This window comes from Pseudomonas sp. LBUM1666 (assembly GCF_059695775.1).
The window spans coordinates 6,115,162-6,137,171 of sequence record NZ_CP166789.1 but is presented as its reverse complement, the minus strand read 5'-3'; the positions used below and the strand labels follow the sequence as shown (position 1 = coordinate 6,137,171).

The 22,010-nt window shown below is 56.2% G+C and carries 17 protein-coding genes; 11 read left to right on the top strand and 6 right to left on the bottom strand.

What is annotated here, in order from left to right:
* From tssM to ACA056_RS28330, 10 genes are all read left to right on the top strand, one after another.
* Window positions 1-3,540: a type VI secretion system membrane subunit TssM gene (gene tssM, locus ACA056_RS28375; RefSeq protein WP_497269409.1), complete on the top strand. Its 3,540-nt coding sequence runs from the start codon at window positions 1-3 to the stop codon at window positions 3,538-3,540.
* Window positions 3,540-4,268 (top strand): PP2C family protein-serine/threonine phosphatase, encoded by a 729-nt coding sequence (locus tag ACA056_RS28370; protein ID WP_497269407.1) that lies wholly within the window; start codon window positions 3,540-3,542, stop codon window positions 4,266-4,268. The genes tssM and ACA056_RS28370 overlap by 1 nt, the downstream gene beginning before the upstream one ends.
* Window positions 4,265-5,281, top strand: coding sequence for a serine/threonine-protein kinase (locus tag ACA056_RS28365; RefSeq protein ID WP_497269405.1), 1,017 nt, complete (start codon window positions 4,265-4,267; stop codon window positions 5,279-5,281). The genes ACA056_RS28370 and ACA056_RS28365 overlap by 4 nt, the downstream gene beginning before the upstream one ends.
* 28 nt (window positions 5,282-5,309) lie before the next feature.
* Window positions 5,310-7,352, top strand: a complete 2,043-nt coding sequence (locus tag ACA056_RS28360; protein WP_497269403.1) for a type VI secretion system Vgr family protein — start codon at window positions 5,310-5,312, stop codon at window positions 7,350-7,352.
* A 53-nt stretch (window positions 7,353-7,405) separates the two neighbouring features.
* Window positions 7,406-10,060 (top strand): pesticin C-terminus-like muramidase, encoded by a 2,655-nt coding sequence (locus ACA056_RS28355; protein ID WP_497269401.1) that lies wholly within the window; start codon window positions 7,406-7,408, stop codon window positions 10,058-10,060.
* Entirely contained in the window at window positions 10,042-10,632 is a 591-nt protein-coding gene (locus tag ACA056_RS28350) for a lysozyme inhibitor LprI family protein (RefSeq protein ID WP_497269399.1), read from the top strand. Before ACA056_RS28355 ends, ACA056_RS28350 begins: the two co-directional genes overlap by 19 nt.
* Window positions 10,633-10,959: 327 nt before the next feature.
* On the top strand, window positions 10,960-11,910 hold the full coding sequence (locus ACA056_RS28345) for a PoNe immunity protein domain-containing protein (protein WP_497269397.1): 951 nt from the start codon (window positions 10,960-10,962) through the stop codon (window positions 11,908-11,910).
* Window positions 11,911-12,184: 274 nt separating this feature from the next.
* Entirely contained in the window at window positions 12,185-12,979 is a 795-nt protein-coding gene (locus tag ACA056_RS28340) for a PoNe immunity protein domain-containing protein (protein ID WP_497269395.1), read from the top strand.
* A gap of 102 nt (window positions 12,980-13,081) precedes the next feature.
* The gene (locus ACA056_RS28335; protein ID WP_497269393.1) at window positions 13,082-13,960 is read left to right on the top strand and encodes a hypothetical protein; all 879 of its coding nucleotides are present in this window, start codon (window positions 13,082-13,084) and stop codon (window positions 13,958-13,960) included.
* A 105-nt stretch (window positions 13,961-14,065) separates the two neighbouring features.
* On the top strand, window positions 14,066-14,659 hold the full coding sequence (locus ACA056_RS28330) for a hypothetical protein (RefSeq protein ID WP_497269391.1): 594 nt from the start codon (window positions 14,066-14,068) through the stop codon (window positions 14,657-14,659).
* Between the two features lie 47 nt (window positions 14,660-14,706).
* Here the strand turns inward: ACA056_RS28330 and ACA056_RS28325 are convergent, their stop codons facing one another.
* On the bottom strand, window positions 14,707-15,090 hold the full coding sequence (locus ACA056_RS28325) for a DUF6124 family protein (RefSeq protein WP_497269389.1): 384 nt from the start codon (window positions 15,088-15,090) through the stop codon (window positions 14,707-14,709).
* Between the two features lie 501 nt (window positions 15,091-15,591).
* Between ACA056_RS28325 and ACA056_RS28320 the strand changes: the two genes are divergently transcribed.
* Window positions 15,592-15,981 carry a helicase gene (locus tag ACA056_RS28320; RefSeq protein ID WP_497269387.1) on the top strand — a complete coding sequence of 130 codons (390 nt, stop codon included), beginning with the start codon at window positions 15,592-15,594 and terminating at the stop codon, window positions 15,979-15,981.
* Window positions 15,982-16,069: 88 nt separating this feature from the next.
* On the opposite strand, the gene ACA056_RS28315 is transcribed toward ACA056_RS28320, so the two are convergent.
* The 5 genes from ACA056_RS28315 to exbD form a co-directional block, all read right to left on the bottom strand.
* Window positions 16,070-17,470, bottom strand: coding sequence for an aminoacyl-tRNA deacylase and HDOD domain-containing protein (locus tag ACA056_RS28315; protein WP_497269385.1), 1,401 nt, complete (start codon window positions 17,468-17,470; stop codon window positions 16,070-16,072).
* A gap of 78 nt (window positions 17,471-17,548) precedes the next feature.
* Window positions 17,549-19,624 (bottom strand): ATP-dependent DNA helicase RecG, encoded by a 2,076-nt coding sequence (gene recG, locus ACA056_RS28310; RefSeq protein WP_497269383.1) that lies wholly within the window; start codon window positions 19,622-19,624, stop codon window positions 17,549-17,551.
* 9 nt (window positions 19,625-19,633) lie between these two features.
* Window positions 19,634-20,563: a hydrogen peroxide-inducible genes activator gene (locus ACA056_RS28305; RefSeq protein ID WP_008150125.1), complete on the bottom strand. Its 930-nt coding sequence runs from the start codon at window positions 20,561-20,563 to the stop codon at window positions 19,634-19,636.
* Window positions 20,564-20,831: 268 nt separating this feature from the next.
* Complete coding sequence (locus ACA056_RS28300; RefSeq protein WP_497269381.1) at window positions 20,832-21,581, bottom strand: energy transducer TonB family protein; 750 nt, start codon at window positions 21,579-21,581, stop codon at window positions 20,832-20,834.
* Window positions 21,578-22,006: a TonB system transport protein ExbD gene (exbD, locus tag ACA056_RS28295; RefSeq protein WP_149630664.1), complete on the bottom strand. Its 429-nt coding sequence runs from the start codon at window positions 22,004-22,006 to the stop codon at window positions 21,578-21,580. The genes ACA056_RS28300 and exbD overlap by 4 nt, the downstream gene beginning before the upstream one ends.
* Window positions 22,007-22,010 lie beyond the last annotated feature (4 nt).

Sequence of the window (22,010 nt, the reverse complement as noted above, 5' to 3'; positions counted from 1 at the left end):
ATGAAAAAGTTTTTCAAGAAAGTCGGCGCATTCTTGCGTCAGACCTGGGTCTGGACCTTGCTGCTGGTGCTGTTTGTCGCGCTGCTGGTGTGGTTCGTCGGGCCGCTGCTGGCGGTCGATGACTACAAGTTCTGGGAAGGTTCGACCTCCCGCCTGCTGACCATCAGTGTGCTGTTCCTGATCTGGGGCCTGACCATGGTGTTCGTCAGCTGGCGTGCTGGCGTACGCAAGAAAGCCATCGAAGACACCGAAGACGGCCAGGATCGTATCCGCCGTGAAGAGCTGATCGACGAAGAGCAGAAAGAGCTTCGCGTACGCTTCAAGGATGCGTTGAAAACCCTGAAGACCTCGAGCCTGTATCGCGGTCGTAGCGAGCGCTGGCGCAGTGACTTGCCGTGGTACTTGCTGATCGGTCCGCAGGGCAGTGGCAAGACCAGCCTGTTGGACTTCTCGGGTCTTGAGTTTCCGATCAACAAGATTGACCGCAAACTGACCCGCGACACCCTCGGCACCCGTCATTGCGACTGGTACTTCGCCGACCACGGTGTACTGATCGACACCGCCGGGCGTTACCTGACCCAGCCGGATGCCGAAGTCGATGGCAGCGCCTGGAGCACCTTGCTCGACCTGCTGCGCAAGCGTCGCCGCAACCGTCCGTTGAACGGCGTGCTGGTGACCATTCCAGTAGAAACACTGCTGGGCGGCAGCGAGCAGGATATTGACACCCTGGCGCGCCAGGTGCGTGCGCGCCTGCAAGATGTGCATCAGAAACTGCACGTCGATGTGCCGGTTTATCTGGTGCTGAGCAAGGCTGACAAGCTGCTCGGTTTCGACGAGTTCTTCGATCAACTGACCCGCGAAGAAAGCGATCAGGTGCTTGGCACCAGTTTCCGCAAAGAGCAGAGCGGCACCGATGTGGCTGTGTTGCGCAGCGAGTTCGAAGAGCTGCTGCGTCGTCTGAACAGCCAGGTGATCATGCGCATGCACCAGGAGCGCGACACCCAGCGTCGTGGCCGCATCCTCGACTTCCCGCATCAACTGGGGCAGATCGGCGAGCGTCTGTGCCTGTTCGTCGACATGGCATTCACCGGCAACCGCTACCAGCGTGTCAGCCAGTTGCGCGGTTTCTACCTGACCAGCGCACCGCACCTGACTCAAGAAATGGACCAGACCACCGCCGGCATCGGCGCCAATCTGGGCATGAACGCTGGCGTGCTGCCGACCTTGCGCAGCGGCCGTTCGCGCTTCATTCACCACTTGCTCAGCCGGGTGATTTTCCCCGAGGCCGATCTGGCCGGTCTGGACAAGCGCGAACGCAGCCGCATCCATTGGGGCCAACGTGCCCTGTACGTGGGCGCATTGGCGGCGCTGGCACTGTTCGGCATGCTGTGGGCGGGCGGGTTTTCGGCCAACTACGAACGTCTGGAAAACCTGCGGAACCTGGCACAAAACTGGACTCAACAGCGCTCGGCCCTGACCGCGCGTGATGATTCCATGGCAGTGCTCAAGACCCTCGACACCAGCTACGCGGCGACTCAGGTCTTCCCGAAAAAAGGTGACGTGAGTTACCACGAACGCGGCGGTCTGTACCAAGGCGAAGAGGTCAATCCGGTGGTCAAGGAGGCCTACGAGCGTGAGCTTGAAGCGCAACTGCTGCCGAAGGTCGCGACGCTGCTGGAAGGGCAGATCCGCGCCAACATGAAGGACCGCGAACGCCTGCTCAACAGCCTGCGTGCGTACCTCATGCTGAACATGAAAGACCGTCGCGACGGCCCGTGGCTCAAGGATTGGGTCGCCACCGAATGGTCCCAGCGTTACGCCGGCAACACCGCGGTGCAGAACGGTTTGAACACGCACTTCGAGCGTTTGCTGAAGCAGCCGTTTATCTATCCGCTGAACGATCAACTGGTGGCTCAGGCGCGTCAGGTACTGCGCAGCGAATCGCTGGCCAACGTTGTTTACCGAATGCTGCGCGAGCAGGCTCGCAATCTGCCGGAATACCGTTTGAGCCAACACATCGGCCCGCAAGCTTCGCTGTTTGTCGGCACCGAGTACGTGATCCCGGGTTTCTACACCCAACAGGGTTATCAGCAGTACTTTTCGGTCCAGGGCAGTGCGCTGGTCACCGATATCCTGCGTGACAACTGGGTGCTGGGCGAAGGCTCGGGCATCAGCGGCATGGACTTGCGTCGCCTGATGGTCGAACTGGAGCAACTGTACTTCCGCGACTACGCCAACTTCTGGAGTGAGGCGGTCGGCCAGGTTGCCCTGCCACCGATCAACGATGCGGGCGAGGGCGCCGAGCAACTGGCGGGCCTGACTTCCGCTAACTCCCCAGTGCTGCAACTGCTGGTGGAAGTGCGCGAGAACACCCGGTTCCCGGCAGAAGCCGAGCCGGTTGATCAAGCGGCTGATGCCGCTGGAGCGCTGGCCGATCAGAAAGGCAAGTTGGGCAAAATCGGTAAACTGGCGTCTGCCGCAGCGGACCAGGCCTCGGAAATGGCTGCGATCAAAAACCTGCCGGACACCGCGAAGAAATCCCTGCAACGTCGCTTCGAACCGCTGCACCGTTTGCTGGATGACAACAACGGCCCGGCCGCTGATTTGACTCCGGCCCTGACGGCGCTCAACGACCTGCAACTGCAACTGGCGAGCCTGGCGCGTGCCAGTTCCCCGGATCAGGCCGCGTTCGAAATGGCCAAGACCCGCATGAGCGGCCAGCGTGATGCGCTGAGCAATTTGCGCAATGCTTCCAACCGTCTGCCGCGTCCGGTCAGCGTGTGGTTCAACGTTCTGGCTGAAGACACCTGGCGTCTGGTGCTGAACGATTCCTACCAGTACCTGAACCAGCGTTATCAGAGCGAGCTGTACAGCTTCTACGGCAAGGCGATCAACAAGCGTTACCCGTTCAGCGCCCACAGCACCAGCGACGTTGCGATCAGCGACTTCCGCGAGTTTTTCAAGGCGCAGGGCATCAACGATCGCTTCTTTGAAACCTATATGCGTCCGTTCGTGAGTGGCGATCCAGGCAACTACCGTCTGCGCAGCATCGACGGTCACAGCATGCCGATCTCCAAGGTCTACCTCGACCAGATGGCCGCGGCCCAAGTGATTCGCCAGAGCTTCTTCTCGATCAACCCAGCCGAACCGCAAGTGCAATTCAAGCTGGAGCCGTACACCCTCGATCCGGCCGTCAGCCGTTCCGAGTTCAAGTTTGGCGACAAGACCATCGAATACCGCCATGGCCCGATCGTGCCGGTGTCGTTCAAATGGCCGACCGATGCTGAAGACGGTCGCACCAGCCTGGTCCTCGACAAAATGGCCGGCCGCCCGATCGGCATCGAGAAGAACACCGGCCCATGGTCGCTGTTCCGCCTGTTCGACCTGATGCAGACGGAGTACCTGAGCGGTCGCGATGTGCTGGTGCTCAAGGCTGACGTAGGCGGCCTGCGCGCCAACTACTTGCTGTCGAGCCAGCGCACGCCGAACCCGTTCGACATGGGCGTGCTGCGTACCTTCCGTATGCCGGTGCAGCTCTGATGCTGGTTGCCAGTCCCTGGCGCAGCGCTGCGCGTACCGACGCCGGCAAGGTTCGGGCGCGCAACGAAGATGCTTTCCTCGACTGCCCACAGCAAGGGCTGTGGGTGGTCGCGGACGGCATGGGCGGTCATCAGGGTGGCGACATCGCCAGCCAGTTGATCGTCGCCAGCCTGGCGGAATTGCCGGTGCAGGACGACTTCGACGAACGACTCAAAGGCATACGCCAGTGCCTGCACTGGCTCAACCGCCGCTTGGGTCAGGAGTTGACCGTCACGGCCGGGCGTCACGACAGCATCATGGGCAGCACCGTGGTGGCGCTGCTGCTGGAAGGTAATCGCGCGGCCTGCATCTGGGCCGGCGACAGCCGTTGCTACCTGTGGCGTGGCCAGCGTTTGTATCAGCTGTCCAAGGACCATTCGCTGCAACAGCAACTGATCGACGAGCAAAACATGAGTGTCGAAGACGCCCGTGCGCATCCGTCCGCCCATGCCCTGACCCGTGCGGTCGGGGCAGCCGATGTGCTGACACTGGACGTGCTCGAACTCGAGGTTTACCCCGGCGATACGTTTCTGTTGTGCAGCGATGGTTTGTACCAGGGGCTCAGCAGCGATGCCTTGGGCAACGCCCTGAGCCTGACCGCGCCGCACGTTGCGCTGGAGCGTCTGTTCGACGGCGCTCTGCGTGGCTCGGCCCGGGACAACTTGACTGCTGTGGTGATCCGAAAATGACTCAACTCATGCCGCCGCTCGACGACCTGCCGGTGACCGACGAGGAGGCCAATAACCTGACTTACTTTGCGTTTGCCAAGCCTCTAAACGGAAAGCCGCATAAAGCAGAGCCAGCGCTGGCGCCGACAAAGGCCAGCGTCGGCGAAATGCCCGACGTACTCGCAGGCCGTTACCGCATCGAGCGCCTGCTCGGTGCTGGCGGCATGGGCGCGGTTTACCGCGCGCGGGATCTGCTGAGCGAGCAGTTCGGCGATCCCGACCCTTACATTGCGCTGAAAATCCTCAGCGAAGAATTTGCCGAATCGCCGGACGCCAGTGCCTTGCTCTACAGCGAGTTCGCCCTGACCCGCCGACTGCGCCACGACAACGTGCTGCGTTTGCACAGCTTTGAAGTGGACACCGACTGCCAGCGCGCCTTCATCACCATGGAACTCATGCGTGGGCTGACCCTGGACAAATTACTCTGCGAGCGGCCGCTGGGCCTGCCGTGGAAAGAACTGCGCGACATCGCGCTGCCGCTGCTCGACGCGCTGGCCTTCGCCCACGCTCGCGGCGTGCTGCACGGTGACATGAAGCCGAGCAACGTGATGCTCAGCGAAGAAGGCGTGCGCCTGTTCGATTTCGGTCTGGGCCAGGCTGAGGAGGGCATCTTGCCCGGCCTGCCACACCTGAGCCGCAACCGCTTCAACGCCTGGACCCCCGGCTACGCCGCCCCCGAACTGCTCGAAGGCCTGCCGCTGTCGGCCAGTGCGGACGTCTATGGCGTGGCCTGTGTGTTGTACGAATTGGCGGGCGGCAAACACCCGTTCCGCCGATTGCCCTCGACCGAGGCCCGCGACGGCCACCTCGAACGCGAGTTGCACGCACCCAGGAATCTACCGAAACACTGCTGGCCAGCCCTGCGAGCGGCGCTGGCTTTCGATGCGGCAGATCGAACGATCACTGCCGCCCAACTGCGTGACGCTATGGGCGCCACATCGACTTGGCTGCAACGTCTGCGACTTCGGGCGTAACGGATGACTACCGAACAGGGAGCAAACAATGTTTAACCCTTCCAACGAAACGCATTTCAGCCTGACCGTCGAAGACTACGTCGGCGACCTGCAAGTGCTGTCGTTCACCGGCACCGAAGGCATCAGCCAGCCGTATCGCTTCGACCTGGAACTGGTCAGCGAAAACCCCGACCTCGACCTGGAAAAGCTCCTGCACAAGCAGGCTTTTTTGGCGTTCGATCCGCAGGGTTCCGGCATCCACGGCCAGATCTACCGCGTCGCCCAAGGCGATGCCGGCAAACGCCTGACCCGCTACAAAATCTCCCTGGTGCCGCAACTGCAATACCTGCATCACCGCACCAATCAGCGCATCTACCAGCAGATGTCGGCGCCGAAAATCATCGCGCTGATCCTCGATGAACACGGCATCAAGGGCAACGCCTACAACTTCCAGCTCAGCCAGCCGTGTCCGGACCGCGACTACTGCGTGCAGTACGACGAAACCGACCTGCACTTCGTGCAGCGCCTGTGCGAAGAAGAAGGCATTCACTACCACTTCCAGCACAGTTCCAAAGGTCATCTTTTGGTATTCGGCGATGACCAGACAGTGTTCCCGAAGCTCGGGCAACCAACCGCATACGTGCAGGGCAGCGGCATGGTCGCCGACGAACCGGTGATCAAAGGCTTCAAACTGCGCCTGGAAACCCGCACCGGCCGCGTCACCCGCCGCGACTACGACTTCGAAAAACCACGCCTGCAACTCGAATCCGCCTATAAACCCGAGACGCAAAGCGACGCGCCGGACCTCGAAGACTACGACTACCCAGGCCGCTTCCTCGACCGCGCACGCGGCAAATTCCTCAGCCAACGCGCCCTCGAACGCCACCGCGCCGACTACCGCCAGGCCGAAGGCAAAAGCGATCAGACCACCCTGGTCAGCGGCCACTTCCTGGAAATGTCCGACCACCCGCGCACCGAGTGGAACGACCTCTGGCTGCTCACCGAAATCGTCCACGAAGGCAAACAGCCGCAAGTCCTCGAAGAGTCGGTGACCAGCGACACCACCGACGACAAAGACGACTTCCACCAGGGCTACCGCAACCGCTTCCTCGCCACGCCGTGGGACGTGTTCTACCGTCCGGCGCTGGAACATCCAAAGCCACGCGTGCTCGGCAGCCAGACCGCAATGGTCACCGGGCCCAAAGGGGAAGAGATTCACTGCGACCAGTACGGCCGCATCAAAGTGCAATTCCACTGGGACCGCGAAGGGTTGGCTGATGACAAAACCAGCTGCTGGATGCGTGTTTCTTCGAGCTGGGCAGGGGATCGGTATGGCGCCATCGCCATCCCGCGCATTGGTATGGAAGTGTTGGTGACCTTCCTTGAAGGGGATCCCGATCAGCCGTTGGTGACTGGGTGCCTGTATCACAAGGAAAACCTCGTTCCTTACGACCTGCCGGCGAACAAGACTCGCAGCGTGTTCAAAACCCTCAGTTCACCGGGGGGCGGCGGGTACAACGAACTGCGGATTGAAGACAAGAAGGGTGCGGAGCAGATCTACATTCATGCCCAGCGGGATTGGGATGAAAACGTTGAGCATGATCAGAAAATTCGGGTGGGGAATGAGCGACACGACACCGTCGAGAAGAACACCTACACCGAGCTCAAAACTGAAGAACATCGGACCACGATTGCTGATCGCAAAACTGAAGCGCGGATGGACGATCACCTGACGATTGGGCAGAACCAGCATGTGAAGCTGGGGACTGCGCAGCTGACTAGCGTTGGGAAAGAGATTCATCTGAAGGCTGGGGACAAGATTGTCATCGAAGCCGGGATGGAGCTCACCGTTAAGGCGGGTGGGAGCTTTATCAAACTCGATGCCGGCGGGATTACCGTGGTTGGGCCGGTGGTGAAGATTAATGCCGGTGGGTCTGCTGGGAGTGGGACGGGGATTGGGATTAAGCCGCCGGTGCTGCCGGGGGCGGCAGATAAGGATAAGGCGGGGAGTTTGATGGATCAGGCGTTGGGGAATGCGCTCGAGGAACAGATCAAACGCAAACCAAAACGAATGCTTAATTTTTCCGGCTAATAAACACCGACGGTAATCCAAGCCACCAGGGATCAGAATTCAGGTAATTGGTAATGACTGAGACAACAACGAGCAAAGTAGAGAAATGGGCGTATCCGCTGAAAGTAGGAACGGCAGAAGCGACAGATCCTCAGCAGTTTTATAAGGCGTTGGCCAAGGCCAAGGATGGTTACTACCCGTTAGGTGCCAACGGCCTTTGGCACGGTGGTGTTCACTTTGATGAGGACACGGGATTGGTGAGGGATCTGACTGAAGTCAGATGCATCGCTGATGGTGAGGTTGTGGCTTATCGGATTGATGAGACTTATCCAAAATCTGATTTCGGCTCGTCGCACTCGGTATTTTCAACTGGCTTTGTGTTGGTTAAGCATCGTCTCGAGGTTCCCGCTCTTCCTGCGCCAGCACCTGCTCCTGGCACGCAACCAGCGGCAGCGGCCCCGCAGCCCAGCCTGACCTTTTTCAGTCTTTACATGCATTTGCTAGATTGGCATACATACAACGAAACCCCCGCCTTGGACCGACCGTCCTTCTGGAGCGGTGGTACATGGCAGGTTAAATCAACTGCGAAAGATGAAATCCTTGGCTTGAGGGTTCGTCAGGAGCAAAAGGGTAAACCTGGCTATGGCACTGTATTGGCCGTATTGCCCCGAGGCACCATTGTTGAAACGGGCGAAGAGGATCATGGGTGGCTCAAGGTGGTGAGTGTTACTCCCGCTGATGCAAGCCTTCCGTCGGGAACCGGTTGGGTCTTCAAAAAAGAAATGACGGCGGGTACTACACCCAATAGCTACGTCATCGGTAGTGCTGCGAAAGACGCGATGACTCCGCCTCAAAAAGGCCTCGCCGTGCATGCGGCGGCCAACCAATCGAGTGATACAACATCCATTCTGCCGATTGGAACTCAAGTGAAGATCGGCAATGACGGAGCAAGCGGCAAATATCAGAAGCTACTGGAAATCGTCAGTGGAAATCCCCGTCCTGTTCTTGCCACAACCAACGGCGTGCTCGGTTATGTCTGGGAAGGATTGCTTGAGGCCAAGACTGAGCCGGCAGCAAAAAACGCTGTCCATGTCTTGGAACGCCCATTTTCCATAAAAGCTGGAAGCCTGATTGGTCATGTTGGGAAATATCAGAACCACTCTGATCCGGCACCCAAGAATCTTTTGCACCTGGAGGTCTTTAGCTGCGAGGACGTCAAGGCTTTTACAGAACTGAGCAAGTCCAAGGCTGCTAGCTTGCCGGTAAAGGAGAAGACACTGCTCAAGATTCCGAAGGACAGTCCGCTGATCACTCACGTACAAGGCATGAGCGCGACTAACCCACCAAAAGTAACCGATGCGCACAAAAAGGTCGGCTCTGACTATTTGGTTCCTGTCGGAGTTCTTGAAGCGTTGCCTGTCGAGAAGAAAATCAAAGTACCTATTGTCATGGGGGGGACCACGACCTACACGCTTTGGTGGCGTCTGGATGGACTACTCGGAGATGCTGAGGGCAACGAAATCAACGGCTGGTTTGCGGAGCCGGATATCACGTTGACACGTCACTCGCCTTTTGAGTGGGAAGGTTTCTGTTTTATCGAGGAAAACGTCAGTAATGAAGATCACCTGGCTGCCTTCCTGCATGCACAAGAAAGTTTAAGTGAAGAAGAGCGCGCGACTTACCTGCCGAATGTCGGGACCGCTAACGACGGACCTGCGAAACAGCGTCTGTATAAAATACTCGATAACAATGGCGATAAAAAACTTCATCCTTCGGAAATAAAAGAAGCATTAGGTAAGCCTTGGTTTTCTCAACCCATCTCTCAGATGGTTACGCGTTATGAGAGCGAGTGGCAGTTCAAAAAAGATAAGTGGGATGCCCTCGATGAACTGATGGGGCACAGCGACTCAGACCCGCATAAGGGGTGGGTTGAGGAAAAGGCACGGATTGAACGTTTGAGTTGGTGGGATAAACTAGTAGGAGTAAGCGGAATCACCAGCGTCGCGAATGTCCACCATATTAATCCCATTGGATTGTTGGGGAATTTCCAATCTGGATGTCCTGAAAAGTGCAAGTCGGAGGTGTACACTTTGGAAACGACGGTCGGATCCTATGTGGTCTCCAAGAAGCTATTTGAATTTCTTTTGGCGACTGAGGCGTATAGGGAACATCCGTATGCTCTGACCGATAATAATAGTGGTGTGACTATCGGTTATGGCTATGATCTTGGGCAGCAAACTTCTGCCATGGTAGATGTTGAACTTAAAGATCTCTACACAGAAAGTGAAATAGAAAGCTTGAAGGGTGCATTGGGTAAAAAAGGCCAAGATGCCAGAGACTTTGTTCACAACGTAAGTTCCATATCGATAAGTAAAGATAATGCGCTGAAGTTAGCTGTAATCATGAAGAGACGGTATGCTCAACAGGTTGTTAATGTGTACCCTAAAGCGATAACTCTGCATCCGGATTGTCAGGGCGTATTGCTCTCTCTCGTAGTCAATAGAGGCAATGCGTTAAGTGGGAGCACTCCAGCAAAAGCTCTGTCGCGTCTGGAGATGAAGCAGATAAAAGAAGATTTTGATAGCGACAAACCTGAGTTGATACCTTCACGACTTCGCAGTATGAAAAGGCTTTGGGAAAATGATCCTCAAACAGTTGGGGTGGCGACAAGGCGTGAAAAAGAAGCGGTCTACTTTGAGGAGGCATTAAAATGCAATTGCTGGAAGTAATTAATAAAACGTTTCTCGCTGTCTCCATTTTATCCATCTCAATGGGTTTGGCATTGGCGGATACTAAGTGTAATTCTGCGAATTTAACGAATCCAGACATTATTATTTGCTCGCAGGTGGCGTTTGCCAAAGTTGATAAAGTACTTAATGAACAATATAAGGCGTTATCATCCGAACTGGATCCATCGCTAAGGCCTGAATTGCTAGCGGCGCAGAAAAGCTGGATTAAGTTGAAAGAAGGTTATTGCAAGGAGGACGGTGATGGTGCTGCAGAATCTCCTATAGATAGGCTTTCTTGTATCAAACAGTTTACGAGTTTTCGCTTGAGTGAACTCGTGTATCTCCGCACCGGCGTTATTGGAGATGGTTTTTATAAGGCGGTCTCAGTGGTTAATGAGAAAGCTACCGCTATGAATTATCCTAAGGCTATTGAGTTCGTGGGCGGAGATGCAGACTTTGGTCCGTCTTGGAAGGAGTATGCTGAAAAAAATTGCGCCATGACTCAGAAACTATATGGAGAAACTGCTGAGAGATGCTTGGCAAGGATGCGGTTTCAGATGCCAATTTTTTGAGTTGTATTTAAGAGCAAAAACGGGACATATTTATTTCTGAGATGGGTTGGACTTCGATAAATAAATCCGTCTCCTTTTCTTTCGCGCTGGGGTGACACTAGGTGGTACTGGTCAGGAGAGTAAGTTGAGAAAAAAGGGGTGGTATATTCTTTGTTTTAGATGTCGCTACTAGCAAATGAATCCGTCCCCTTCGCTGTGAGCCATGCAAAGCATGCCGCATTTCACTATGGTGAGGATGAGGTAAAGAAAGCTGTGAATAATCGAAAAAGAGCTCTGGCGAAAAAACATGGTGCACTAGACTCTTTGCGGCTTGAGGCTTAAATAAAAATGAAGAGAAGACAGCCGTTTATCACTGAGGCTTATTATAAAAACCTTGTCGGGTTTTATGATTCTTCGGAATCGTATTGGAGTACGCACAATCTGGAAGAGGATTTTCCGGGTCAGGAGGCTTCTTTGAAAGCCTTTGAGGTTAAACAGGATTCTCTCGGCGCTTTGATAATCAAATATACAGCTGGTGAATCTATTTCAGAGCTGTATGAACCGCTTGAAAGAGTCGTGCGAAATTTCGAGGTGTATCAAAAGGCCTTGGCTGAGTATGAGGGTGTGCCGAATATATCGCCACTAGATCTTGAAGACTCTCCAGCCGATTTTGAGGAGTTTGTTCAGGTGGCCAGCCTGTGCATCCTGTTGCATCGAAATGATCTTTTGGCCAGATTTGTACATTTGACAGATGCGGCGGGTTTTAATAGTGAGGATACGCTGTACGAAGATTTGCTACGTAAAAACTTAGCAGGAAGGACTGATATAGATGAATGGTTTCATCCAGTATATACGAAGCTGATCAGATCGGTTTATGCCTCTAGCAAGGCCGAGGCATCTAAGCTTTTGAATGAATATTGCGGTCAGTGGTATGAATCTTTTGGTGAGCTCCAGGCGAGCTGGCATGACTCGCATTTAAGTATTGATTGTGATGATGGTAGCTATTTTGGGTATTGGGCCTTTGAAGCAGGTGCTATTGCATTTCTTTATGGGATTGATGATAGCAAAATAGATCATATGGTTTATCCGAAGGACTTGGTTGAATATGCTAGAAATTATACCGGTTCGAGCATCTCACAAGTTGGTCGCGTTGACTCGGGGCAGCCATGTAGTAAACAAGGCTATTGGTTTACTCCTGCACAGGCGAACTCTCGGCGATACTTCAAGCAGGGTGAAATTATGCCGAATGTAGATGATTCGCGATGGGGCGATACGATTTGGTACTGGTCAGGAGAGTAGAACTTGTAGCGCTAGGGGACGGTTTTGTTTTTTGCGGGGCAGGCATAAATAACCCCGTCCCCGTTGTATCCAACCTGGAAAGCACTCAAAAGGGAAAAGGGGACGGATTTATTTAATGGACTTCGCCGTTTTGTGGGGCTCTCATCAGTAAATAAATCCGCGCCTTTTTTGCTGCCATTTTTTCTTGAAGTAAAGCGGCTGTTAATAAGCGTAAAGCATCTTTGAGATGCTAAGCACGGCGCTTTGAAAGCCTAGTTAATGAAGTGTAGTAACCATGAGTAAACGGCAACAATTTTTGAGTGATGAAAGGCTTTCAAATTTTTTTAACGTCAAAGAGTCTGACCTTGAGTTCGCAAAAGAGAATCTGTTTGAAGCTGATTCGCCTGAGCAGGAAAAATCTCTCAGAGCTCGTTATTTTCAAGAGCTCGCCCTGGATGAAATATTGGTTCGTTACACAGCTGGGGACGCGATTGACAGTCTGGCTCCTCTATTGGAAAAGCTTGTCGAGCAATATCAAGATAGCCAAAAAGCCCTCGCTACCTATGAAAATTCACCCAATATCCCACCGCTGGATCTAGGCCTGCTTTACGAATATGAAGAATGTGTGCAGGTCATCAGCCTATGCATATTGCTTCATAGAACAGATTTACTGGCTCCCTTCGTTGCGATGTTTGATAACGCAGGTTATGCCGGTGACGATACACTTTATGAGGATTTGCTGAGTAAAGTCCTTCCGAATCGTCACGACGTGGATGAATGGAACCACGAGACCTATACTCCTCTGGTTCATGCTATTTATGAAGAAGATGGAGAAGAGGCTTCGGCACTGCTCGAAGAGTATTGCAACAACTGGTACCCCTTCTTTGAACAGGCACCGTGGCACGATACTCATTTGATGGGAGACAAAGGGAGTTATGTAGGCTATTGGGCCCTTGAGGCAGGCGCTATAGCATATCTGTATGGCATTGAAGACAGAGCAATCGGGCATATGGTCTACCCTAAGGACTTGGTTGGCTATGCACGAAACTTTGTTACTACAGCGAAAGGGGACGGATTTATTTATCGATAGATTTGTTCGTTATCTATCGATAAATAAATCTGTCCCCTTTTCTGGAAAACTAACTTATATGAAAGGCGAGATTGAAACAATCGCCAGCTGGAAAGATCAAAAATGAAGATGATTGTTGTTTTGTTCTTTTTTCTGCTTAGCGCATGCGGCGATGCAAAAGATACCAGGAGTAATAATATGGCCGGCACGACTGCTGTAATAGGAATTCAATTGTCAGAAGCGATGACAAAAGTATTGTCCGAGAGCCCTGTGGAATTTCGCAAAAAGTGCCTGTCGCAAGTCAATATGTGCTGGTATAAAATTAGTAAGTCGGCTGCAGATGCGGACCTTCCTGCTGTGCTTGTTAATAAGTCGTTAAAAATTGAACACGTCACAGATGTGAAAATGTCGATTGATGGAGATGTTGGGGGTGATATAGAAAATCTTGAATTGATGATTCGAGGTCTTCCAGACAACAGTCGGCATGAAGAAAATCAGGCGCTTTTATATAGCCTGATAAAAGAAATTAAAGCATCGGGTTGGAAGCATTACTTTGCACCATACGATCCGCGCATCTCAGGCTCGCAAGCGGAAAAAATAGTGAATCCTGGAAATGTATTTGGCGTTTATGTAAAAAGCCATCCATGGCTTGATCCAGACTTCAAGATGAATATGGACCAATGGTTAAAGGTCGACGACTTTTATGATTGGAATTTTTATAGTGATGGCAATTATTTGACCCTGAAGGCGTGGCGTCGTAACTCTGATTCGGATCCGACGGAGCGAGGCACTTATTTGATATCTTTGAAATTCATGACCGAGCGTGAGTATTGGGTGTCTGAGTTTAGTAAGGAGTCTGATAAGGCACGCTGGACAGAGTTGTTACCTGATCTGCTTTTAAAATATAAAAAACAGCGGGATGAGCTTGAGGCAAAAGCAAGGGATGCAGGAATCGACGTTGATTCAAGTTATAAAGAACCTTCGATAAAAGCACTCAATTAAAGTCTTGCGAGTGGAGTGCGGACTTACCTGTATCGCCGGCGGCATTGATATCGAGTCGGCCTTACAGGCTTTCTATATAAAAGTTAAGGATAAGTAGCACTCACTATGAAGTATTTTTTTTGGTTCTTCACTTTCCTTCTACTCGGCGCCTGCGGGGACACGGGTAGCGATAACAACGGCACAAGCGTTGTCGCGGCAGTCGACTCTTCCAAAGCAGCGGCTGCGCTGGTATCCCAGGAGATACCCGATTTTTCTGATCAGGAACCCATCATGTCTCTACGTGCGGGTGGCGACGATTGGGATTTGGTGAATCTCAGTCTGCTTGCTCCAGTTCTTCCGGGCATCGTAGATCTTGGACAAGTTGATGACCTTTGGATGTCGGTGTTTCCTCCGACTTCGGTGGTCCAGGTTAGGTTTCTCGCTGGCCCAGACTCGCCCGTGACTTACGTGAACGCGGCGATGGTATTTTCAGATAATCCGCTTCCTGCCTATTTCGAAACGGATGCGCGGGGTGAATCGCCCAAGTACTACGTAAAGACAGGTGTCGCTGCGAATGTTTACTTTGTGTGGGATGAGTTGGTCGTTCCGGACGGCGCGGATGATTATGAAAAAAGCCGGAACAAGGGGTTGTTGCCGACCCTGCGTGATTGGAGTCCCGGCGAGACGTTGGTGCACCGGCTTTTGAAGTTGGCGAATTAGATAAAAGGGGATGAGTTTTAAGACGAAACCCATCCCCTCATTTCCTTCTACACCTTCGCCCGATGCTCCGCCGGATTCGGCGAATCAATATGGTCCAGCGCTCGCTCCACTAACAGATGCACGCCGACCGCCATTCTGCTGAGTGCCAGTGCGACGGAGCGGCGTGAGCCTTCTACGCTGTCGGCCAGGTCGGCGGCGATGGCGCTGATGGACAGCAGGTCTTCCGAGGCGTTGGCCAGGACGGTTTCGGTGTGGAGGTCGGGAGCGACGATGAAGAGGTCGCCATTGCGACGTTTAGGTTTTTTATCCGCAGGTGTGCCGAGGTGAAGATCTAGAGCGCGTTCGGCGGCTTCGTGGAGTTTTTTGGAATCGAAGGATTCGTAGGGAGATGTGGCTTCGTCTTCGGGGGGATTCGGTGTTGGTTTGATCATTGGTATGTCCCGATATGTATTTTGGATGTGGCTGTCTCCCTTTCGCTTGCATTCGAATAAGGTGGCAGCCGTGCGCAGGTGTGCAAGACCGGGCATATCGGACCCCGGCAGACCCCAAAGGGACCTCCCACGCACAGCCGCCATAAAGCATTTACAGCGAGCATGAAAAACGCTCGACGTTCGATTGGCGAGTGTGCGGCGATATGTACCGGACTTGCACGTCCGTGTCACCGTTTTTGAGGTAACGAACAAAGACTATCGGTGCAGCCTATGCCTGCCTAGTTCATGAACGACGCCGCGTGTTGAAGGAAATGTCCGATAGACCCGAGCGTAGAAAGCTCAAAAAACCTCGGCAGTTAAACAGCGACGTTTCGGCAATGACTTGGTAGTCATCAGCGTCAAAAAGTACGACATCTTCTTCTAACGCAACCAGATAGTGGCGTTCTTGCATGAAGCCGCTACACTGCGCCGGCCGTTCATTTTCCTTTTGAGGCTGTGCGCATGAAATTTCGTTTTCTTCTGTGGATGCTGGGTTTGTTGATGGGTAAGGCCAGTCGGACTAATCCTGCATTTCAACAGCAGTTGGGTGACAAGGAATTGGTGTTCCAACTACAGACCCAGGACGGGAAAGTGGCGCGGCATTTCTTTGTGAAGGATCAGCGTATTACCAGCAAGTCTGGCGTGTATGCCGAGCCTGCGTTTGCGATTGCGTTTAAAGATGCGGCGTATGGCTTTGCCACGATGCAGGCGAAGAACAAGCAGTTGGCGTTTATGACGGGGATTCAGGACAAGTCGATTCAGATCAAGGGCAACCCGGCGCTGGTGATCTGGTTTCAGGGGTTGACCAAGTATTTGAAGCCTAGGAAGGCGAAGGTAAAAGCCAAGGCTTGAGGTCTGTCAGTCAGATCGAGGTGGATTCATCGCGGGCAAGCCACGCTCCCACAGGATTTAGGTGATCCTTGTGGGAGCGACGATGCTATTAGACCTGGGTGAATTGCGAAGCCAGTTCGCGCAGCAGTACTTCAGCTTCAAGCACTTTGCTGACGACGTCATTGGCTTTGTCGCGAGTCAGGCCGACACGCTCCAGCAAGGCGTCCGGGATGTCTTCGTCCGGGCCGGAGCCGATGCCGCGACTACGCAGCAGACGCACAGCCAGGCAGACGAGGTTCGGGTATTCGGCGTAATCGCCGTCGTAGCCCGGATCGTGCTGGAAGCGCAGCGCGGTGGCCAGCTCTTCGGGCATGTCCCAGTAGCGCATCAGCCACGAGCCGATCTGTTCACGGCTGATGCCCAGCAAGTGTTGCTCGACGTAGCTGTGGCACAGGTGCGGGTTGACCTCCAGGTGGCGGCAGATCAGCGAGAAGTGCGGCGGAAACACGTGCGCCAGCAGCAAGTAGCCGAAGTTGTGCAGCAGGCCGGCGAGGTAGGTCAGGCCGGCTTCCGGGCGCTGGGCGCGCGGCATGGCGCGGGTCAGTCCTTCGATGACGGCGGCGGTGTAGATCGATTGCTGCCAGTACGGCGTGGTGTGTTGCGGATGGTCTTTTGGCAGGCTCAGGGTTTTGCCCAGGGCCAGGCCCAGCGCCAGATTGATCACCAGGTCGAAGCCCAGCACCCGCACGATCGCGTCTTCCACTGAACGAATCTTGCCCGGCGAAGCGTAGTACGGCGACGCTGCCCAGCTCACGACTTGTGCGGCCAGGGCCGGGTCGGTTTCGACGACGCCGGTGATGTCGTCGATGGTGGCGTTGGGATCAACGCGCAGTTTGATGATTTTCTGCGCGGTCTCGGCCAGCGGCGGAATCTCGATGGTCTCTTCCAGGCGTTGCTGGATGCGCCGCGCGGTGAACGCTTGAACGGCCTGGGTGATTTCCTCGCGGTCATCGTGAGGGCGGTCGAGGTTCGGGCGAATGCTGGTCAGCGCTTCGCCGAAGTTGGCGGCGCTGGCCTTGGTCAGCATGCTCTTGAAGTTTTCGCTGGTGATCTCCAGCAACATGCCCGGCTCGCCCGAGTTGATCAGCAACTTCGGCTCGCGCAGCAGGCTTTCTTCATACAGGCACGGTGTACTGGTCAGCGCCGGCATGCCGGGCAGCAGACTCAGGTTGTGTTTGCCGAGCATTTTTACCAGGCGTTCGGTGGACACGGCGGTGAGGCGGCGGCCGGTCAATTCGGCGAGGCTATTGAGGTCCAGCAATTGGCTCTGCGGGAACAGCACCATGAGCGTGCCCACCGCGTCATCGAGCAGAACTGCCTGCACTTTGCGTGCGGCGTTCAGGCTGTGGTGGTCGAGGACTTCTTCGTAGGCGATACCCAGTTTGCCCAGCATCAGCCGAATAACCGACGGAGCGTGCGGGGTGGCGGGTGCGAGGGCAACTTCGGTCATGGTCTGTATCCGTTTTAAAACAATGGCAGGAGTATAACCAGCTTGCTCAGAACGGTGGTTCAGAAACTGCGACGGTGCTCACACTTGGCCGTATTGCTGCCCATGACGTAGCCAGCGGTCGAGCAGTGGGCTGACGTGATCCGGCCAGCGTTCCAGCAGCGCCTGGGCGGCGTCGCGCACGGCGGGCAGCAGATCGGCGTCGCGCATCAGGTCGGCGACCTTGAATTGCAGCAGGCCGGTTTGACGCGTACCGAGCATTTCGCCGGGACCGCGTAGCTCAAGGTCTTTTTCGGCGATGACAAACCCGTCGTTGGTTTCGCGCATGATGCCCAACCGCTGACGACCGATCTGTGACAGCGGCGGATGGTAAAGCAGCACGCAATGGCTGGCGGCGCTGCCCCGACCCACACGACCGCGCAATTGGTGCAGCTGCGCGAGGCCGAGGCGTTCTGGGTTTTCGATGATCATCAGGCTGGCGTTTGGCACGTCGACGCCGACTTCAATCACCGTGGTGGCGACCAGCAGTTGCAGGTTGCCGGCCTTGAATTCGGCCATGACCGCGGCTTTTTCGACGGGCTTCATGCGACCGTGGATCAGCCCGACCTTCAGCTCGCCGAGGGCGGCGGTGAGGTCTTCGTAGGTGGTTTCGGCAGCCTGGCACGTCAGCTCTTCCGACTCTTCAATCAGCGTGCACACCCAATAGGCCTGCCGCCCTTCGGCACAGGCGCCGCGCACCCGCTCGATGACTTCGACGCGCCGGGTATCGGTGATCAGCACGGTGTTCACCGGGGTCCGGCCGGGCGGCAGTTCGTCGAGGATCGAGGTGTCGAGGTCGGCGTAGGCGCTCATGGCCAGCGTCCGGGGAATCGGAGTCGCGGTCATGATCAGCTGGTGCGGACACATCCGCCCGCCGACACCTTTCTGGCGCAGGGCCAGGCGCTGCTGCACGCCGAAACGGTGCTGTTCGTCGATGATCGCCAGCGCGAGGTTCTTGAACTGCACTTCGTCCTGGAACAGCGCGTGGGTGCCGACCACCATCGGCGCGCCGTTGGCGATCTGCTCCAGTGCGGCCACGCGGTTCTTGCCTTTGAGCTTGCCGGCCAGCCACGCGACTTCGATGCCCAGCGGTTCGAGCCAGCGCTTGAAGGTGATGAAGTGCTGCTCGGCGAGAATCTCGGTGGGCGCCATCAGCGCCACTTGATAACCGGCCTCCAAGGCCTGGAGTGCAGCGAGGGCAGCGACCACGGTTTTGCCCGCGCCGACGTCGCCCTGAATCAGCCGCAGCATGGGCTCGTGCTGACTGAGGTCGTAGGCGATTTCGTTGCCGACGCGCTGCTGGGCGCCGGTCGGTGTAAAACCCAGATTGGCCAAGTACTGGGCCGGCAGCTTTGTGGCTTTCGGCATTGCCGGTGCGCGCAGGGAACGCATGCTCTCGCGCAGGCGCTGTTGGGACAGTTGATGGGTCAACAGTTCCTCGAAAGCCAAACGGTGCTGCGCCCAGTGATGACCGAGGGCGAGTTCGTCGACGTCGGCATCGGCGGGCGGGTGGTGCAAGTAGCGGATCGCATCGGCCAGCGGCGCCAGTTGATAGTCCCGCGCCAGTTCGGTCGGCAGCCAATCGGGCAGGCTGGTCGGGCCGAGCATCGTCAGGGTCTGCATGCACAACTGGCGCAAGCGCTGTTGGGTTAGGCCTTCGGTGAGCGGGTAGACCGGGGTCAGGGTTTCGTCCACCGGCGGCGGTTCGTCGCCGGTGATGGCGCGGTATTCCGGGTGGTAGATTTCCAGCCCCGACGCACCGGGCCGTGCTTCGCCGTAGCAGCGAATGCGCGTGCCGCGTTTGAGGCCTTCTTTCTGGGCGTTGCTGAAATGGTAGAAGCGCAGGCTGAGCCCGCCGGTGCCGTCCTGCAAGCGAACGACGAGGCTACGGCGCCGGCCCATGACCACGTCGGCGCCGCTGACGGTGCCTTCGATCACGGCGTCTTGCCCGGGTCGCAAATGGCCGATCGGGACCACGCGAGTGCGGTCCTGATAACGCAGCGGCAGGTGAAAAAGCACGTCCTGGAGATTCTCCAGGCCGACCTTGGCCAGCTTCTCGGCCATGGCTTCGCCGACACCCTTGAGTGCCGTCACCGACACTTGCGACAACTCCGTCATGGCAGCGACTTAGGCCGCAACCACCGGTGCTTGCGGCTTGGCCACCGAGCACAGGCGAATGGAGTCAGCGAGGATTTCAATTGCCTTCGGCCGCGGGAAGCTCGCGCGCCAGGCGATGGCCACTGTGCGGAACGGCACCGGAGGCGTCAGTGGACGCACTTCGATCACGCCGGGAGCGTAGTGATGGCTGTCGACCGCCGACAGCGGCAGGATCGAGATACCCAAGCCGGACGCAACCATGTGGCGGATGGTTTCCAGGGAACTGGATTCCACCGTGGTGTGCTTGGCGCCGTCGTTGCCTTTGGCCAGGGTCGGGCAGGCTTCCAGCACTTGATCGCGGAAACAGTGGCCTTCGCCGAGCAGCAGCAGGCTCTTGTCGTTGAGCAGGGCGGCGTCGATGGATTCTTTTTGGGTCCACGGGTGCTGGGCCGGCATCAGGACGTAGAACGGTTCGTCGTAGAGCTGGAGGGTCAGCACGTCGGCTTCGTTGAACGGCAGGGCGATGATGATCGCGTCGAGCTCGCCGTTGCGCAGTTTGTCGCGCAGCACGTGGGTGAAGTTTTCTTCGATGTACAACGGCATCTGCGGGGCGACCCGGTGCAGTTGTGGAATCAGGTGCGGAAACAGGTACGGGCCGACGGTGTAGATGGCGCCGACTTTCAGCGGCGCGGTCAGCTGGTTCTTGCCGGCCTGGGCCAGTTCGCGGATGCCTTGGGCCTGTTCCAGGACTTTTTGCGCCTGGGCGACAATGCCTTCGCCGACCGGGGTCAGGCGCACGGCACTCTTGCTGCGCTCGAAAATCAGCACACCGAGTTCGTCTTCAAGCTTTTTCACGCCCACCGACAGGGTCGGCTGACTGACGTGGCAACGCTCGGCCGCGTGGCCGAAGTGCTGCTCTTGGGCGAGGGTAACGATGTAGCGTAATTCTGTAAGAGTCATAGCAAGCGTCCATGAAGTTGCGAGCCAAGCATACCGGCTGCAATCGATAGACGCACGTTATCAGACTGAGTGTGTTGAGTGACACAGGGCAAAGCAGGTTTGCCGCTGGCGGATATGCAAAAGGCACCTTTCGGGTGCCTTTGTGGCTGCTGCATAACTTTGTGGGAGCGAGCTTGCTCGCGATAGCGGTGGAACAGTCAACGAAGATGTTGAATGTAATGGCCTCATCGCGAGCAAGCTCGCTCCCACATGGGTTTCGGTGTTCGGCTTAACGCCGGCGTTTTTCCAGCGAGTAAACAAACGGTGCAACGATTTCGATTGCGCCGTTGGTCAACATGTCGGCCGGTGGCTTGGGCAGCGGTTGGGCGCGGCGGATCATTTCCAGGGTGGCCCGGTCCAGATCGGTGTTACCGGAAGCGGTCACCAGTTCGAACGACAACACGTTACCTTCGGCATCCACCACGAAGCGCAGACGGTTCATGCCTTCCTTGTTCCGCGCCTGTGCACTGGCCGGGTACTTCTTGTACTTGGCCAAGTGAGCGAGCAGGGTGCCTTGCCAGCTGGCCTTGGCCGCTTGCTGTGCCGGTGATGGGCCCGGTGCCGGCTGAGCGGATTTCTCTGTTGGCGCCTGAGTCGGTTGCGCGTCGCTCGGTTTTTCCTCGGACGGCTTCTCTTTAGGCGGTTCCGGCTTTTTCTCCACAGGCTTGGGCGGTTGAGGCTTTGGCTTGGGTTTGACCGGTTTCGGCACGGCGATCTCGGCCTTCGGCACTTCAGCCAGCTTCGGTATCGGCAGTTCTTCCACCGGGGCGGGTGGCTGTGGCGGCGTTATGACCTTCGGCGGTGCCGGCGGTGGCGGGGCCGGAACCGGTGCCAACTCGACCATCATCGCCTGCGGCGGCAGCTCGATCGGTGGACGCGACGTCCAGTTCAGCGCCAGCGCAATGGCTAGCGCATGGACGCCCAGCACCACGGCCAGGCTCCCGCTGTAACGCGTCAGCTTTTGGCGCGTCGTGATCATTTCTTGACTGCCGTCTCGAGTCCGACCAGGCCCACCTTCAGGTAACCGGCAGAGCGCAGGTTGTCCATCACGCTCATCAGGTCGCCGTAATCCACGCCTTTATCGGCCTGGAAGAAGATCGTCGTGTCTTTCTTGCCTTTGGTCTTGGCGTCGAGGGTGGCGCCAAGTGCTTCGGCCTTCACTTCGTCTTCGCCGAGGAACAGGCGTTGGTCAGCCTTGACGCTGAGGAACACCGGTTTCTCTGGCCGTGGTGCCGGTTTGGCGCTGGAAGCGGGCAGGTCGACCTTGATGTCCACGGTGGCGAGCGGGGCCGCCACCATGAAGATGATCAACAGCACCAGCATCACGTCGATGAACGGTGTGACGTTGATTTCGTGGTTCTCGGCCAGATCGTCGTCTGCGCCTTCTCTCAAATGCAAGCCCATGGCC

What these genes read in the sequence shown, in the direction of transcription:
- ACA056_RS28320 (WP_497269387.1), top strand. Translation starts at nt 15,592, where the DNA reads ATGAAATTTCGTTTTCTTCTGTGGATGCTGGGTTTGTTGATGGGTAAG.
- ACA056_RS28325 (WP_497269389.1), bottom strand. Translation starts at nt 15,090, where the DNA reads ATGATCAAACCAACACCGAATCCCCCCGAAGACGAAGCCACATCTCCC.
- ACA056_RS28300 (WP_497269381.1), bottom strand. Translation starts at nt 21,581, where the DNA reads ATGATCACGACGCGCCAAAAGCTGACGCGTTACAGCGGGAGCCTGGCC.
- tssM (WP_497269409.1), top strand. Translation starts at nt 1, where the DNA reads ATGAAAAAGTTTTTCAAGAAAGTCGGCGCATTCTTGCGTCAGACCTGG.
- ACA056_RS28355 (WP_497269401.1), top strand. Translation starts at nt 7,406, where the DNA reads ATGACTGAGACAACAACGAGCAAAGTAGAGAAATGGGCGTATCCGCTG.
- ACA056_RS28370 (WP_497269407.1), top strand. Translation starts at nt 3,540, where the DNA reads ATGCTGGTTGCCAGTCCCTGGCGCAGCGCTGCGCGTACCGACGCCGGC.
- exbD (WP_149630664.1), bottom strand. Translation starts at nt 22,006, where the DNA reads ATGGGCTTGCATTTGAGAGAAGGCGCAGACGACGATCTGGCCGAGAAC.
- ACA056_RS28335 (WP_497269393.1), top strand. Translation starts at nt 13,082, where the DNA reads ATGAAGATGATTGTTGTTTTGTTCTTTTTTCTGCTTAGCGCATGCGGC.
- ACA056_RS28345 (WP_497269397.1), top strand. Translation starts at nt 10,960, where the DNA reads ATGAAGAGAAGACAGCCGTTTATCACTGAGGCTTATTATAAAAACCTT.
- ACA056_RS28350 (WP_497269399.1), top strand. Translation starts at nt 10,042, where the DNA reads ATGCAATTGCTGGAAGTAATTAATAAAACGTTTCTCGCTGTCTCCATT.
- ACA056_RS28315 (WP_497269385.1), bottom strand. Translation starts at nt 17,470, where the DNA reads ATGACCGAAGTTGCCCTCGCACCCGCCACCCCGCACGCTCCGTCGGTT.
- ACA056_RS28365 (WP_497269405.1), top strand. Translation starts at nt 4,265, where the DNA reads ATGACTCAACTCATGCCGCCGCTCGACGACCTGCCGGTGACCGACGAG.
- recG (WP_497269383.1), bottom strand. Translation starts at nt 19,624, where the DNA reads ATGACGGAGTTGTCGCAAGTGTCGGTGACGGCACTCAAGGGTGTCGGC.
- ACA056_RS28340 (WP_497269395.1), top strand. Translation starts at nt 12,185, where the DNA reads ATGAGTAAACGGCAACAATTTTTGAGTGATGAAAGGCTTTCAAATTTT.
- ACA056_RS28360 (WP_497269403.1), top strand. Translation starts at nt 5,310, where the DNA reads ATGTTTAACCCTTCCAACGAAACGCATTTCAGCCTGACCGTCGAAGAC.
- ACA056_RS28305 (WP_008150125.1), bottom strand. Translation starts at nt 20,563, where the DNA reads ATGACTCTTACAGAATTACGCTACATCGTTACCCTCGCCCAAGAGCAG.
- ACA056_RS28330 (WP_497269391.1), top strand. Translation starts at nt 14,066, where the DNA reads ATGAAGTATTTTTTTTGGTTCTTCACTTTCCTTCTACTCGGCGCCTGC.